The sequence below is a fragment of the Arthrobacter sp. SPT-J7 genome, from assembly GCF_059089965.1.
Window position 1 is genome coordinate 352,402 of the sequence record NZ_JBNHFF010000004.1, and the last position, 13,725, is coordinate 366,126.

Annotated in this window: 11 protein-coding genes; 7 read left to right on the forward strand and 4 right to left on the reverse strand. The window is 65.3% G+C overall.

Annotation, left to right across the window (positions count from 1 at the left end):
* Positions 1-197: 197 nt before the first annotated feature.
* Both AC5RWX_RS09195 and AC5RWX_RS09200 read left to right on the forward strand, forming a co-directional pair.
* Positions 198-1,565, forward strand: a complete 1,368-nt coding sequence (locus AC5RWX_RS09195; RefSeq protein ID WP_493941142.1) for a sugar porter family MFS transporter — start codon at positions 198-200, stop codon at positions 1,563-1,565.
* A 21-nt stretch (positions 1,566-1,586) separates the two neighbouring features.
* On the forward strand, positions 1,587-2,540 hold the full coding sequence (locus tag AC5RWX_RS09200; RefSeq protein WP_493941141.1) for a carbohydrate kinase family protein: 954 nt from the start codon (positions 1,587-1,589) through the stop codon (positions 2,538-2,540).
* A gap of 92 nt (positions 2,541-2,632) precedes the next feature.
* On the opposite strand, the gene AC5RWX_RS09205 is transcribed toward AC5RWX_RS09200, so the two are convergent.
* Positions 2,633-3,781, reverse strand: a complete 1,149-nt coding sequence (locus tag AC5RWX_RS09205) for an alpha/beta hydrolase (RefSeq protein ID WP_493941140.1) — start codon at positions 3,779-3,781, stop codon at positions 2,633-2,635.
* 189 nt (positions 3,782-3,970) lie between these two features.
* Between AC5RWX_RS09205 and lysX the strand changes: the two genes are divergently transcribed.
* The gene (gene lysX, locus AC5RWX_RS09210; RefSeq protein WP_494097277.1) at positions 3,971-7,258 is read left to right on the forward strand and encodes a bifunctional lysylphosphatidylglycerol synthetase/lysine--tRNA ligase LysX; all 3,288 of its coding nucleotides are present in this window, start codon (positions 3,971-3,973) and stop codon (positions 7,256-7,258) included.
* Positions 7,259-7,265: 7 nt separating this feature from the next.
* Here the strand turns inward: lysX and AC5RWX_RS09215 are convergent, their stop codons facing one another.
* Positions 7,266-7,916, reverse strand: coding sequence for a DUF1345 domain-containing protein (locus tag AC5RWX_RS09215; RefSeq protein ID WP_493941138.1), 651 nt, complete (start codon positions 7,914-7,916; stop codon positions 7,266-7,268).
* A 180-nt stretch (positions 7,917-8,096) separates the two neighbouring features.
* Here AC5RWX_RS09215 and AC5RWX_RS09220 point away from each other — a divergent pair, with 180 nt between their 5' ends.
* The 4 genes from AC5RWX_RS09220 to AC5RWX_RS09235 all read left to right on the forward strand — a co-directional run bounded on the left by AC5RWX_RS09220 (position 8,097) and on the right by AC5RWX_RS09235 (position 11,134).
* Positions 8,097-8,849: an SGNH/GDSL hydrolase family protein gene (locus AC5RWX_RS09220; protein ID WP_493944473.1), complete on the forward strand. Its 753-nt coding sequence runs from the start codon at positions 8,097-8,099 to the stop codon at positions 8,847-8,849.
* A gap of 58 nt (positions 8,850-8,907) precedes the next feature.
* Positions 8,908-9,918: an ATP-dependent DNA ligase gene (locus AC5RWX_RS09225; RefSeq protein WP_493941136.1), complete on the forward strand. Its 1,011-nt coding sequence runs from the start codon at positions 8,908-8,910 to the stop codon at positions 9,916-9,918.
* 137 nt (positions 9,919-10,055) lie between these two features.
* Positions 10,056-10,403 (forward strand): hypothetical protein, encoded by a 348-nt coding sequence (locus AC5RWX_RS09230; protein ID WP_493941135.1) that lies wholly within the window; start codon positions 10,056-10,058, stop codon positions 10,401-10,403.
* A 323-nt stretch (positions 10,404-10,726) separates the two neighbouring features.
* Entirely contained in the window at positions 10,727-11,134 is a 408-nt protein-coding gene (locus AC5RWX_RS09235) for a MarR family winged helix-turn-helix transcriptional regulator (RefSeq protein ID WP_493941134.1), read from the forward strand.
* 190 nt (positions 11,135-11,324) lie between these two features.
* Here AC5RWX_RS09235 and AC5RWX_RS09240 read toward each other — a convergent pair whose 3' ends face one another.
* Both AC5RWX_RS09240 and AC5RWX_RS09245 read right to left on the reverse strand, forming a co-directional pair.
* Positions 11,325-12,383: a tellurite resistance/C4-dicarboxylate transporter family protein gene (locus tag AC5RWX_RS09240; RefSeq protein WP_493944471.1), complete on the reverse strand. Its 1,059-nt coding sequence runs from the start codon at positions 12,381-12,383 to the stop codon at positions 11,325-11,327.
* Positions 12,384-12,713: 330 nt separating this feature from the next.
* Positions 12,714-13,679: a threonine/serine dehydratase gene (locus AC5RWX_RS09245; RefSeq protein ID WP_493941132.1), complete on the reverse strand. Its 966-nt coding sequence runs from the start codon at positions 13,677-13,679 to the stop codon at positions 12,714-12,716.
* Positions 13,680-13,725: the final 46 nt, after the last annotated feature.

The window sequence follows — 13,725 nt, forward strand, 5'->3', positions numbered from 1 at the left end:
CAACCGCCGGTTTGCTGAGCAGACCAGCGCGGGGAGGACCGCCTCAGGGCCGGATTCCTCACACAAAGTCGAACACCCGTCATGGTCGAGGCCGACTCAGGGAGCCTCGAGGTGCACGTCGATCGACTGGAACATAACTTCCGGTCGGCCCCTGGGCGAGGGCGCGGGGGAACGGCCTCTTCACCTTGGGACATCGCATGCGACCTCTCGTCATTCGCAGTGCTATCGTCGCCGCGCTCGGCGGCCTGATCTTCGGTTTCGACACCGCCGTGATCTCGGGGACCACCGTTGCGCTGGCCCAAGAGTTCCACCTCAGCCCCGCAGGCCTCGGCTTCACCGTGGCCACCGCGCTCATCGGTACCATTCTCGGCGCCCTGACTGCTGGGATACCGGCGGACAGGTACGGGCGCAAGAAAATGCTCTTTGTGATCGGTGTGCTGTTCGTGGTCGGCGCGGTGGGCTCCGGACTGGCTACGAGCGAGATAATGTTCATCATCTTCCGGTTCCTCGGGGGCGTCGGGGTGGGCATGGCCAGCGTGTGTGCACCCATCTACACTGCCGAGATTTCTCCGGCAGCCCACCGGGGGCGTCTCGTGGGCCTGGTCCAGTTCAACATCGTGCTGGGCATCTTGCTGGCGTATCTGTCGAACTTCCTGATCCGGCAGGCACTGCCTGCCGATATTGCGTGGCGTTGGATGTTCGCCGTGATGGCTATTCCGGCGATCGTCTTCCTGCTGCTGCTGTTCACCGTGCCCGAAACGCCACGCTGGTTGTTCAGTGTCGGCCAGGACCAGCGGGGCAACGAGATCGCGCGCCGGCTGTCCTCCAACGAGGCCGAATTCGAGTTGGAAATCACCGAGCTCCGCGCCTCGCTGGCTGCAGCCGAGAATGCCCCTACTGTCCCGTTCTTCACCGCCCAGCACCGCAGGGTCATCCTGATGGCCGTGGCCATCGCCGCCTTCAACCAGCTGTCGGGCATCAACGCGATCCTGTACTACGCCCCCGCGGTGCTCATCAAGGCGGGTGCGTCCGCGGACACCGCCTTCCTGATGGCGGTAGCGGTGGGCCTCATGAACCTCATCGCCACCATGGCTGCGCTGGCGGTTATCGATCGGTTCGGACGGCGCCGGCTGATGCTGGTCGGGTCGATCGGCTACCTGGTCAGCCTTGGCTTCCTCGCCTCCGTGATGTTCTATTATGAGCCGGTCTTCACGCCTACCTCTAGCGTCCTTGTGCTGGTCGGCCTGCTGGTGTTCATCGCAGCCCACGCCTTTGGCCAGGGCGCAGTGATCTGGGTGTTCATCTCCGAGATCTTCCCCAACCGCATCCGCGGCCGCGGCCAGTCGCTGGGCAGCCTGACCCATTGGGTGTTTGCGGCTATCACCTCGTGGGCGTTCCCTCCGGTGATCGCGATACTGGGCGGCGGCTGGGCCTTCTCGCTCTTCTTCATCTGCATGATCGGGCAGCTGATCTGGGTTCTGAAGGTCATGCCGGAGACCAAGGGCGTGCCGCTGGAAGAGATGGAAGAACAGCTTGGGCTCGCGCATTGGCGCGCCTCCGCCTGAGCAAAATATAGGAGGCAGCCCATGAATAACCCCCAGGTCCTGTCCTTGGGCGAGGCCCTCATCGACGTGGTTCGGCACGACGGCAAGTCAGAGGAGCATGTAGGGGGCAGCCTGCTAAACGTCGGCTGTGGCTTGGCACGGTTGGGCCATGACTCGACAGTTGGAACGTGGTTCGGCCGCGACAACAGGGGCGAGCAAATCGTCCAGTGGGCACGCGCCGCAGGCGCCCGCCTGCATGCAGGCAGTGACAGGGCCGAGCACACGTCGGTAGCTTATGCGACGCTGGACGCCGCAGGCAGCGCGTCCTACGACTTCGACCTGACGTGGCAACTTCCTGCCCTGGAGGACCTAGACGCCGTCAACCACCTGCACACCGGGAGCATCGCGGCCACTCTCGAGCCGGGTGGCACCCAGGTGCTGCAGGCCGTGCGCGCCGTCAGGGATCATGCGACAGTCTCCTATGACCCAAATATCCGCCCCGCCCTCATGCACTCCCCTCAGGCCATCATGCAGCGTATCGAGGAGCTGATCTCGCTCTCGGACCTGGTTAGGGCGTCCGATGAGGACATCGAATGGCTTTACCCGGGGAAGCCGCTCCAGGCAGTGATACGACGCTGGCGCGCTTTGGGGCCTGCCATGGTCGTGATCACCCGTGGTCCCTGGGGGGCATGGGCGGCATTGGGGTCGGACAGCGACATGCTGGTCGTGGATCAGATGAACGTCGAGGTCGCCGACACCGTAGGCGCCGGCGACTCCTTTATGGCCGGACTCATCTCCGGATTGCTGGACGCCAACCTGCTCGGCGGCAGCCAAGGACGCGACCGGTTCCGTCAGGCCCGCTGGGCCGACGTTCAGCCTGCCCTCCACCGGGCCGTCGCCACCTCAGGCCTGACCGTCAGTCGGCCCGGATCCTACGCTCCGGACCGGGCCGAAGTGCAGGCGATGCTTGAGCACCCGCCGGCATTCGACGACTGACCAGCGAGCATGGATCGGTGCAATGGCATGCAGCCGATCGGAGTGCCTCGGTCGGCGCCTATAAACTTCGCAGGTCCAGGGCCTCCAGCAAGTCAGGGCGGCGCGAAGTAGCTGGAGATGCTGCCCAGCCAGGTAAGTGAGGGGCCCATTTGCGACTGCCATACGGCCAGCCGGTGTCCGCCGAAGGCACTGATGTTGGTTACCAGAGATGTTGGCGGAGCGACCTCGGACCGGAAGCGAGCCAGAGAGCGCAGCGGGCGTCGGTCGTCACCGCCACTGAAGAACCAGATGGCGACGTTCGGTTTGTGTTGGGCAACCGTCCGAGCCAAGTTGTAGCGCGGATCGTTGGAACGGGTCCAGTGCTGGTAGGGGCTGTAGTCCGGAGCAAAATAGCCTGCCAGATTGATCGAGGCGGCCCACCGCCCGGGATGCAGGATGGAGAACATGGTCGCGCACCAGCCGCCGGCGCTGTAACCGGTGGTGGCCCAAGCGTGCCGGTTGTCCACGGTGCGCAGGTTGTGCCTGATCCAGTTCACCAGGTCCACGGCCACATAGGACTCGTACCGTCCGTCGGAGCCGTTCACGCATTCGGTGTCCAGGTTCGCCGGATACATATCCGGGATGATCACGATCGGTTCGCGCAACCGGCCGGCGGCCACTTGGTCCATCACGATCCGGTCGTATTGCAGGGTGCTGATGTAGGTCCCCGTGCTGCCGGGGTAGCCGGCGAATGCCGTAATCACCGGATACGCACGGTCCGGGTGGGCCAAGTAGGACGGCGGCAGCCACAGTGAGACGTTCCGGGTGATTCCGGTGGTCGGGCCGGTAAAGGAGAAGGAGACCCACTGGCCATCGGTGGCGTGAGGGCGTAGTTGGGTGCCGAAAGCAGGAATCGACGCTGGATTCCGCTGACGGGAGGAGAACTTGCCGGCAGTTGTCGGGGCGGGGATGGCCTTGCGCGGTACTGCGCCGACGACGGTCGCGTGGGTGGGGCCGGTCTCTCCGCCTGCCACTAAATCGTGCCAGGAGGTATACCACTGGTTGTCGGCATTGAGCTTCAAGAACAGCGCCAGCACCGAGAGCACGGTGACCACAACGAGTGCAACGGCCTGAGCCACATACTTGCCGGGTCCAGGACCGCGGTGCCGCGGCAGGACGGCCACTGCGACCACCACTGCCAAGACCAGCAGTATCAGGGTGAGGACCAAAACCGGACGGGCGGTGAGTTCGTAGAAAGGCATTGCCGGTCGGCTCCCTCGCACAAAAGGGGCGGTGTCGGCCATGACGGTCGGCAAGATGGCCGTCAGAATAGCACTGGAACCACAGCGGAGGAACAGGACGGAAGAACCATGGAGGCTCTGGCACGGTCCCGTGGCAATCGTTCTGGCCGGGCAGACCGAGAAAGCCCGGACCCGCCACGTGCAACCCCGGTGCAGGAGCGCTGGGCCCGGGCGCTGACCTGGTTGTACGCGGTGGCCACCGCGACCGCAGCCGTGCTGTGGCTTGCCCGCCTGGCCGGTCTGGGAACCCGGGTGCCGGTGGCGGTATTTGGCGCGCTGAACGTTCCGCTGACCCCGTCCCCGGTCTCGGTAGTGGTGCTGGCGCTGGTCACGGGAGCGTTGCTGCGGCGGCGGCGCGTGGCCCTGTGGCTGTTGGCCGTCTTCGCCGTCCTCGGTCTGCTCGCCTCGGTGGCGGTGCTCGCTGAATGGTGGGAGCCAGTGCCGGACCGGGGGCCGGGCACTGAAGAAGGCTTGGGCACCGTTCTGGAGGTCACAGGGATCCTTGTCTCGCTGGCCACCTTGTGGCTGGTCTGGTGGGTGCGCCCGGCATTTCCGGCCCGCACCCGGGCCGGCGCCGTGCGGGCCGCGGTCCTGACCCTGGCCGCGGGCACGGTGTTCTCCGCCGGCCTGACCCACGTGCTGCTGCTGGCTAGCACGGACGCTGCCGCCGATGACTGGCCGGTGCTCGGCTCGGCCCTGTTGGGCGCCGTCGGGCTCCGGGACGTGGCGCTGCACTACCACCGGCACGTCCCGCCGGGCATCCCCGAGGCCGCCTCGCTCCTCCTGGCGGCGACCATCATTCTTACCGTTTTTGTGTTTCTACGGTCCGGCCGGCGCCCCGGCGCGTGGTCGGGGGAGCAGGAGATCGCCCTGCGCACCCTGCTGGCCAGCCACGGCGGTCACGACGCACTGGGATACTTCGCCACTCGCCGCGACAAGGAGGCGCTGTTTACCCCGGACCGGCGCGCTGCTGTTACCTATCGGGTGGTCGGCTCGGTATGCCTGGCCGCCGGCGACCCTGTGGGCGAGCCGGCCGCTTGGGGCACGGCGGCGCTTGCGTGGACGCAGCATGCCCGCCGCTATGGCTGGACGCCCGGCGTGGTCGGCGCATCGGAGGCAGGCGCCCGCGCCTACGCTGCCGCCGGACTGGGTGTACTGGTCCTGGGCGATGAAGCGGTGCTGTACCCTGACCGGTTCTCGCTCTCGCATCGTTCCCTCGCCGCCGTCAGCCGAGCCGTGCGGCGGGCTCGCCGGGCGGGGCTGACCGTGCGGGTCAGCCGCCACGGCGAGGTCCCGCCGGCGGAAATGGCAGTTCTGGGCCGGTTGGCCGAAGAATGGCGGGGTGGCGAAACGGACCGCGGCTTTTCCATGGCACTGAACCGGTGGGCCGATCCGGCCGACGCCCGGTGCGTCCTCGTCACCGCGCATACGGACGGCGGCACCGTCGTCGGTCTGTTGTCCTTCGTTCCCTGGGGCCGCCGGGGGCTGTCCCTGGATGTCATGCGCCGAGCCCCGGAGGCGCCCAGCGGAACCACGGAGCTGATGGTCGCATCCCTCATGGCTCAAGCCCCGGGGCTGGGCGTGCGCGAGGTGTCCCTAAACTTCGCCATGTTCCGAGGCCTGTTCGCCGATTCCGAGCGGCTCGGCGCCGGCGCGGTTACCCGGTTGAACACCTCGGTGCTCGGTTTCTTCGAGCGTTTCTTCCAGCTTGAGCGGCTCTACCGCTCCAACGCCAAGTACCGGCCCGAGTGGGTGCCGCGCTACTTCTGCTTCGACGGCCTGTTGACCCTGCCGCGGGTGGCCGTGGCAGCAGGGCAGGTTGAAGGCTTCCTGCCGTTCCTGCTGCGCCGGCACGGCCCGGAGCGCCGCCTGAACGAAGAGCAGTTGGAACGGGTCCGGCAGTTGGAGGCCGCCCCGCCGCAACCACCGGCGACTTTTCGGCCTCCGTCCATGCAGACCCGGCACCGGCTCCGGCATATGCGCCTGCTGCGCGAGGCAGGGATGGACCCGTACCCGGTCGGAATGCCGGCGCCGATCTCGGTCGCACAGGTCGACTCCACCTCGACCGGTCCCGGCCCCGGCACCGGTCCAGACTCCGGCGCCGGTCCCGACGCCGGGCCGCTGCGGCTCGTCGGACGGATCCGCGCCCTGCGCCACCACGGGGGAGTGCTCTTCGCCGACCTGACCGATGCTGGACACACGGTGCAGGCCATTCTCGAGCTCCGCGTCCTCGGCGCGGACCGCTTCCGCCTGCTCGACCGGGCGCTGGACACCGGCGATCTGGTGGTCGTCACTGCGGTTTCGGGGCGTTCGCGCAGCGGCACCCCGTCCCTGCTGGTCCGGGACCTGGCGCTGGCAGCCAAGGCCCTGCACCCGGTGCCGTACCCGCGCCGCGGGGACTCGGTCCGCCGGCTGCCTCAGCGATCGTCCGACCTGATGGCCCGCCCGGGGGCGATGGGCCCGCTCCGGCTGCGTTCCCACATGGTGGCCGTCCTGCGCAGGGTGCTGGAGCAGGAGGGCTACCGCGAGGTGGAGACGCCCATCCTGAACACCGTGCACGGCGGCGCCACCGCCCGGCCTTTCCGCACCTACAGCAATGCCTACGGGCTGGATTTGACCCTGAGGATCGCCCCCGAACTGCAGTTGAAGCGGCTGCTAGTGGCTGGAAGCGGACCGATCTTCGAAATCGGGCGCAATTTTCGCAACGAGGGAGCAGACGCCACCCATAACCCGGAGTTCACCTCACTGGAGGTCTACCGGCCGTTCGCCGACTATGAGGACATGAAGGAGCTGGCCGAACGGCTGATCAAGGCGGCCGCCGCAGGCGTCCATGGGGCGCCGCGGCTGTTGCTGCGCGGTCAATCCGCGCCGCTCGACGTCTCCGCTCCGTGGCCGATGGTGCCGGTCGCGGATGCGGTCTCGGCCGCCGTCGGTCGGGCCGTTTCTGTGCACACCGATATCGCCGAGCTGCTGCGGCTAGCCCGGGCCCATAGCGTGGCTGCTGGGCCGGGGATGGGCCCTGGCGCCGTGCTGGAAGCGCTGTACGGCAAGCTGGTGGAGCCCGCCACCGTCCGGCCCACCTTCTACTGCGACTTTCCAGTGGAGACCTCCCCTCTGACAGCCCCGCACCGGAGCCAGCCTGGGCTGGTGGAGCGCTGGGATTTGGTTATCAACGGGATGGAACTTGGCACTGGCTATTCCGAATTGACTGATCCGCAAGAACAGCGCCGTCGCTTGATGGAGCAGTCGCTGAAGGCGGCAGCCGGAGACGTGGAGGCGATGGAAGTTGATGAGGATTTCCTCTACGCCGTCGAAACCGGCATGCCCCCGTCTGGGGGGCTGGGATTGGGTGTAGACCGACTGGCCATGCTGCTGGCCGGAACCGACATCCGCGATGTTCTGAACTTTCCTTTCGGACGCCCCGCTTCGACCTCCTGAGCCGATCTCAGCTGACCAGACCGGCTACCAGATTGATGCTCGTGGCCAGCACGATAGTACCCAGCAAGTAGGAGAGCAGCGCATGGCGCAGGGCTGTGGAGCGGAATGCGTCGGTCTTCAAGTTGGTGTCCGAGACTTGAAACGTCATTCCGATGGTGAAAGCCAGATAGGCGAAGTCCCGGTAATGCGGGCCGCTGGCTTTGTTGAAGTCCACGCCGTCGCGGTCCCGGTAGTAAAGGAAGGCGTAGCGCAGGGTGAAGAGTGTGTGAACCAAAAACCATGACAAGGTAATGCTGCCCAGGGCCACCGCGATAAGTCCGGCTTTGGCGACTCCCTCGGCGGAGCCGGCGTCGAGCAGAATCAGTACGACACCCCCGAAGCTGCCCAACGTGGCGGCAAGGACCAGGGCGTCAGAGGCACCGCGGCCGGAATCCTCCCGAGCCGCGTGGGCGGCAGTTGCAGCGGATGAGAGGCGGCCGATGACGAACCAGACCCAGATGAGGTAAGTCAAGGATGCCGCGGCCCAGCCCAACGATGGAGCGTACGCCACGTTCCCGGTCAGTCCGACTGCAGTAGCGGTCAGGGCGCCAACGATGAGCATCACCGCCAGCCGCGCCGATGAACGGTGTTTCCGGCTGCGGAAGTTGTGCACCGACATGGCTACATTCTGGCAGAACGGCGCGGGAAATCGGCTGAAAGGGAGGCCGCCGAGGGTGCCTCCGGCGAGGGTGACCGACGCGCGTAGACTTGGGTTGTGGCCGGTTCAGCGGCTCGCCCGCTATCGCTTCGTTCCCGGCGCCGACGCCTCGGACCAGCGCGTGGCGTCTGCAGCGACCAGATGAACAGCGGACTGGCGTTGCTTCTGGGGCTTCTGACGCTTCTGCTGACGGGGTGTGCCCCGCCGACAAGCACGTCGACTTCAGCGCCCACCGGGACGTGGTCGATAGTTGCATTGGGCGATTCCGTGCCGGCAGGCAGCGCCTGTGACTGCACGCCTTACCCGGAGCTGAGTGCCTCGGACTTGTCATCACCGGGCGGTCCAGCGGTCATCGCCTCGAACAGGGCGGTCGGCGGGTTCACCAGCCGGGACGTGCTTCACCAGCTGGGTGGCCTTGGCGCCGCAATCGACGAGGTCAAGAATGCGCGCTTGGTGGAGATCGAAGTGGGCGCGAACGACGTGACATATTCCAGTTCGTGCGCAAGCGACGTGGACTGCTACCTGCCCAAGATGACTGATCTCAGGGCGAACCTCCGCGAGATCGTGGACCGCGTCCACGAACTGTCCACTGGTCATGCCGTGGACGTGGTGCTGCTGGACTACTGGAGCGTCTGGCTTGGCGGCCAGTATGCACGCGAGCAGGGACATGCCTACGTGGACGCGGCGGCGGCCGTCACCGATGAGGTCAACACAGCGATCCGGGACACCGCCGCGCAGACCGGGTCGGCTTACGTCGACCTGCGCGCGGCGTTCAAAGGCCCCGACTACAACTACGACGAAACCCATTACCTGGCTGCGGACGGCGAACACCCTAACGCCGCCGGACATCAGAAGATCGCTGCTGCCCTGCTCGACAGCCGCAATACCGGCTGAGCAGAACGCGGAAAGCCGGACCCGGCCGTGCGCCCGTGAATGCTTGTATCGTGGGCTCATGGATGGGAGGCTGCCGGCGGAGCTGCGTCCGCCCGTGCAGGTGGCGTTGGCCCGCGCCGTGGACAGGATGCCGCGCCCTGGCGCGCTCCCAGGAGGAGCCTGGTACGAGCCCAAATGGGACGGCTACCGCGCGGTTGTTGGCCGCGACGGCGAGGAGACGACCATCTGGTCCAGGCAGGGCAAAAACCTTTCTCGGTACTTCCCGGATCTGGTCGAGGCGGCGGAGAATCAGTTGCCGCCCGGTTGCCTGCTCGATGGCGAAGCAGTGATCTGGTCGGAGGAACGGCTTGACTTCTCCGCTCTCCAGCAGCGGCTGAGTGCGTCAACAAAAACACTTCAAGGGCTGGTGCGGCAAATGCCGGCCCACTTCGTGGCCTTCGACCTGCTCGCCGTCGCAGGGCAGGACGTCCGGAGTCAACCGTTCCGGGTCAGGCGGGAGCTGTTGGAAGAACTCGCCAAAGGCTGGGAGGAAACCCTCGAATTATCCCCTGGCACCACTGACCCGACCACTGCCGCAACTTGGTTCGAAGAACTACCCGCCACTGGCATCGAAGGTCTCGTCATCAAGGGCGCCGGCCAGCCCTACGAGGGCGGGCAGAGGCAATGGCAAAAGATCAAACACCGCGACACTTTTGATGTTATCTGCGCGGCGGTCATCGGTCCCCTGGCCAGGCCAGAGGCCATCGTCGCCGGGCTGCCTATTGACGGCGAACTCCGTATCGTCGGACGTTCCGCGCCGCTGAAAACCGCGGCTAGTAGACTGCTGGGATCCCAGCTGCAGCCAGCAGGCCCGGATCATCCCTGGCCGCACCGGGTGAAATCCACGATCATGGACCGGTTCAACGCCGAGGCAGGCGAAACAGAACTCACCCTGGTGGAACCGCTTGTCGTCGAAGTGTCAGCGGACACCGCGATGTCCGGCACATCCTTCCGCCATGCAGTGCGGTTCCTCCGATCCAGGCCGGAGCTAGATCCGGGATCGGTGCGCGCGCAGGCGGGCTTTGTCTAGTGCCCGTGGGTGGTCGACGGTTGCCATTGAGGATGGCTATGCCTAGTCTCGAAGAGAGACGCACCGTCCGGTTGTGTCTTCTAGAAGCTTCTCTTGAGCAGTGGGAGTAGGGCTTCATTTTTTGAAGGGTGGCTGCCATGAAGCCGCAAATCCCAACCAGCACCAGCCCCATCTCCATCGCCAGCATTGATTCCACCGTGTATCGGGGCCTCAGTGCGGAACGTTCCCCCCAAACGCCAGCGCTAACAGCATTGCCAGCCGACATGTCGCCCGCCCAAGCGAGGATGCTCGCAGCGGTTGTCAGCCGATCTGGGGAGGTGGAAGCTGCCGAGTGGGCGCTTGACCAGGCTAAAGCGGTGGCCGGCGAGCAGATTATCGCTGCCCTGTCAGCGGGTCTGCCCGCGGACCAAGTTGCGGAAGCTGCAGGCGTCTGCGAATACGACGTAGAGGAGATCGTCGCTGCTCAGGCCCCTGCAGCAAGCTGATGCAGCCGCCCGCAAAGTGACCACTCCTTCGAGCCCGCGAACCTCTGGCCCCTCAGAGCCTCTCTCCAACCGATCTCGATGTACGCACGGCGGGGCGCCGTCGATAGCGCGCACGGCGCCGAGGTGCTTGGCCATGTTGTCCTTGAATTAGCGGTGCGCGCCCGCACAGACCGCCGTCGGTCTCGGTCAGCGCCCAGTGAAGCGTGGCCCCGCGGTTTTAGTTGTGCCGAGGCTGTTTGTCAGGTGAACCGTTGACTGTTGAATAATAAGTTTGCTTATAATTCCTTATGCCTGATCTTTCCACTTGGCCCATACCCCGGCTTTTGTCCACAGCAGCCAGACTCGTCGAATACAGGTGGAACGAACATCTGGCTTCTGTCGGCCTGACCCACGCCGGAGCCATTGTCCTGGAGATCCTGGCCATGGAAGGGGAGATGACTCAGGCGAAGCTGGCCAAGCAGGTGCGGGTGGAGCCGCAGACCATGGGCAAGACGGTGGGGCGGCTGGAAACGACCGGCTACATATCCCGCGTTCGCAGTCAGAACGACCTGCGCCAGCAACGGGTGAGCATCACCGAACGAGGAGTGGAGGTTTTTCGGCACGTGGCGCGGTTGGAGCAAGAGCTTTTGGGCGCGGACGGCGAGATGGAGCAACTCAAAACGCAGCTTGCTCGTGTCATCCGCGACCTCGGCAACGAAAGGTTCGGCATTACCGGATTCCGGCCGGTGTGACCCAAGAACCAACAACAACACTTCTCCCGTATATGCTTGGTCCCAGCCGGGCTCTTTCCTGATGTTTACTGGTGCTTCAGTCAGTTCCAGTCGTACTCGTCCCAGTAGGCGGTGTACACCGAAGCGACCCGACCTGGCTGGGTTGGCTCGTTCTGTATTTCCTGTACCCGCGGATTTTTATGGGCCAAGGCTACGCGCGTTGCCACCGGACCAAGGTGCGCCAGAGGTGTCGGCACATTGCAGCGAAGACCAGTAGCCAGACTGCGCACGCCACCCACAGCCATGCGGCACCGATTGCGCCGACGATGGGCAGGTGGTCGGCCTGTCCGAGTGTGAGGCAAGCGACCGCATACATGCCACAGGGAAAAACGATGCTCCACCAGCTCGCCTCATATGAGAGCAGAATTTTCCGTACCGCATGACGCCAGAAACCTGCGGCGATCAGCGGTGGAATCAACCAGGTGGCAAATGCCCAGCAGACCACAGCCACGCCTCCCACCAGCCCGCGCGTGGCATCGACGATCGGTGTGCTTTCCATCTCCACAATCTGCGCGCCGGCGACGACGGCGATGGCCATGGCGCCCATCGAAACCCAGTAGGTCGGGGTGAGATCGACGGGCTTGAGTTCGTAGAGCATCATGCGCAGGGCAACAACGACTCCGGCTGCAGCGTAAAGGAAAATCCCGATCGACCACGAGAAGACGGCGACCACTGCAAGCTCGTCCCGGATGCGAGGCAGCATCGGTTCCAAGATGGCGACCGCAACAGCGCAGGACTGGCTAGCGACCGCCCAAATGAACCAGGTGCTGTTCGCTGTGGCCACCACGGGCCGGGCGGTTCGGCCCAGCACAGCGGTCCACGGGACCACGTAGCCCAGCAGCAGCCAGGCTACGAAACCCAGAATCAGCAGGATCGCCGTCCAGAAAATCTGGCCTTCCAAGGCCAACCGGATGCCGAGGACGTTGGTCCCCGCCACAAAGGTGAAGAAACCGAAACCGCGGCCCGGATCGGTGAAGTCATCGAAGAACTGCTGGCGGTGGCGAACGAAGCGCAGCAGGTGCAGCCAAAGGATCAGCAAGTAACCGGCGGCGCAGATTGTGAGCAGCACCAGGGAGGCGACGGCGAAGCCCTGGAAGTCCAAGCCGATCGATACGATTCCGCTGCCCATCACCAAAGCGAAGTACCCCGGATCCAGTGTGGCTACGGCGCGGTCCAGAGTGCCGGCGAAGGTGCTTGATTCCGGGGCCACCCTGCCAGTTTAAACTTTTCCCATCCACCAACCGCTGTTGCCAGCCTGCGCAATCAAGAAAAACGCGGGGTCCTCAGCGGGTTTCTGTGATGTCCTCTGGTCCGCGCTAGGAGCGACTGGGTTTGGCGCCCTCAAACTCTCACACAGGTGTCGCCGGCAACATCAAACACCTTCGGCTTCAGCCCTCCGGATCTTGCTCGGCCTGGCTGCCTGCACAGTCGCAGTAATGGCGCCGATCATTCTTAGCTGGTTTTTGCGAGACTAGCCTATCGATCACGGCGCAAGCATTCGATCCTACGGCGCACGCATCGTGGCTGAGACGGTCTGGCCCTAGCCTGGCTCCATTCTGACACCTGAGGCGGGAAGGTTCTCCAGCGTGCGCAGATCGGTGTTGGCTCCGCAGATGATGACTGCTATGCGTTCCCCTTGGCCGGGCACATAGACGCCCGAGGTGAGCGCAGCAAGAGCCGCTGCAGCGCCGTACTCGGCGGGGATGCGGTATTCGGTCCACAACTGCGAACGAGCGGAGACGATCGCGGCGTCGTCCACGAGCACCGAGGCCGGCGGAACCCGGGAGGCCATGCCGAAAGCAATTTCGCCCACCCGGCGGGCACCCAGAGAATCCGCGGCAATGCCGGAAACTGGCACATCGACCGGATGGCCGGCTTCAAGCGCCGCGTGCAGGGTAGGCGCGTTGCGTGGCTCGACCGTGACGACGCGCGCCCGGCCTTCTGCTGCCGCGGCGACGCCTGCATACAGTCCGCCCCCGCCGACGGCGACGAGAATTGTCTCGACGGTGGGCTCGTCCTGAAGGATCTCTTCGGCAACCGTGCCTGCGCCGGCGGCTATCTCGATCTGGTCATAGGCATGGCAGAACAATGCACCGCTCGCTTCTGCATACTGCAACGCCGCCGTGTACGCCTCGGCGTATTCCGCACCAACCTGACGGACGATTGCGTTGTAGGCGAGGAGACGCTCGACCTTCACGCGCGGGGCTGTCTCCGGCACGAACACCGTGGCCGGGACTCCCAGTGCCGCCGCGACGTAGGCGTTTGCAAGACCCGCATTGCCGCCGGACGCGGTGACCACGCCGACACTGGGGTCGAGTTCCCCGCGCTCCCGGGCGGCGAGCTGACGGTTGAAGGCGCCACGCGCCTTGAAAACACCTGTGTGCTGCATGAACTCGCACTTCAACCACAGCGGCGCAGCCGCCGTGCCGGCGCGCAACAGTGGTGTGCGCCTCACGTAGCCGCTGGTGCGACTCACTGCCTCTAGTACGTCGCCGCGGGTGATCACGGGCTTCCTCAAAGTCCCTAGATCAGGCGATTCGTCGAACATCGCG

Coding starts and splice junctions, on each gene's coding strand:
- AC5RWX_RS09215 (WP_493941138.1), bottom strand. CDS start 7,916: ATGTCGGTGCACAACTTCCGCAGCCGGAAACACCGTTCATCGGCGCGG.
- AC5RWX_RS09225 (WP_493941136.1), top strand. CDS start 8,908: ATGGATGGGAGGCTGCCGGCGGAGCTGCGTCCGCCCGTGCAGGTGGCG.
- AC5RWX_RS09200 (WP_493941141.1), top strand. CDS start 1,587: ATGAATAACCCCCAGGTCCTGTCCTTGGGCGAGGCCCTCATCGACGTG.
- AC5RWX_RS09220 (WP_493944473.1), top strand. CDS start 8,097: ATGAACAGCGGACTGGCGTTGCTTCTGGGGCTTCTGACGCTTCTGCTG.
- AC5RWX_RS09195 (WP_493941142.1), top strand. CDS start 198: ATGCGACCTCTCGTCATTCGCAGTGCTATCGTCGCCGCGCTCGGCGGC.
- AC5RWX_RS09205 (WP_493941140.1), bottom strand. CDS start 3,781: ATGCCTTTCTACGAACTCACCGCCCGTCCGGTTTTGGTCCTCACCCTG.
- AC5RWX_RS09230 (WP_493941135.1), top strand. CDS start 10,056: ATGAAGCCGCAAATCCCAACCAGCACCAGCCCCATCTCCATCGCCAGC.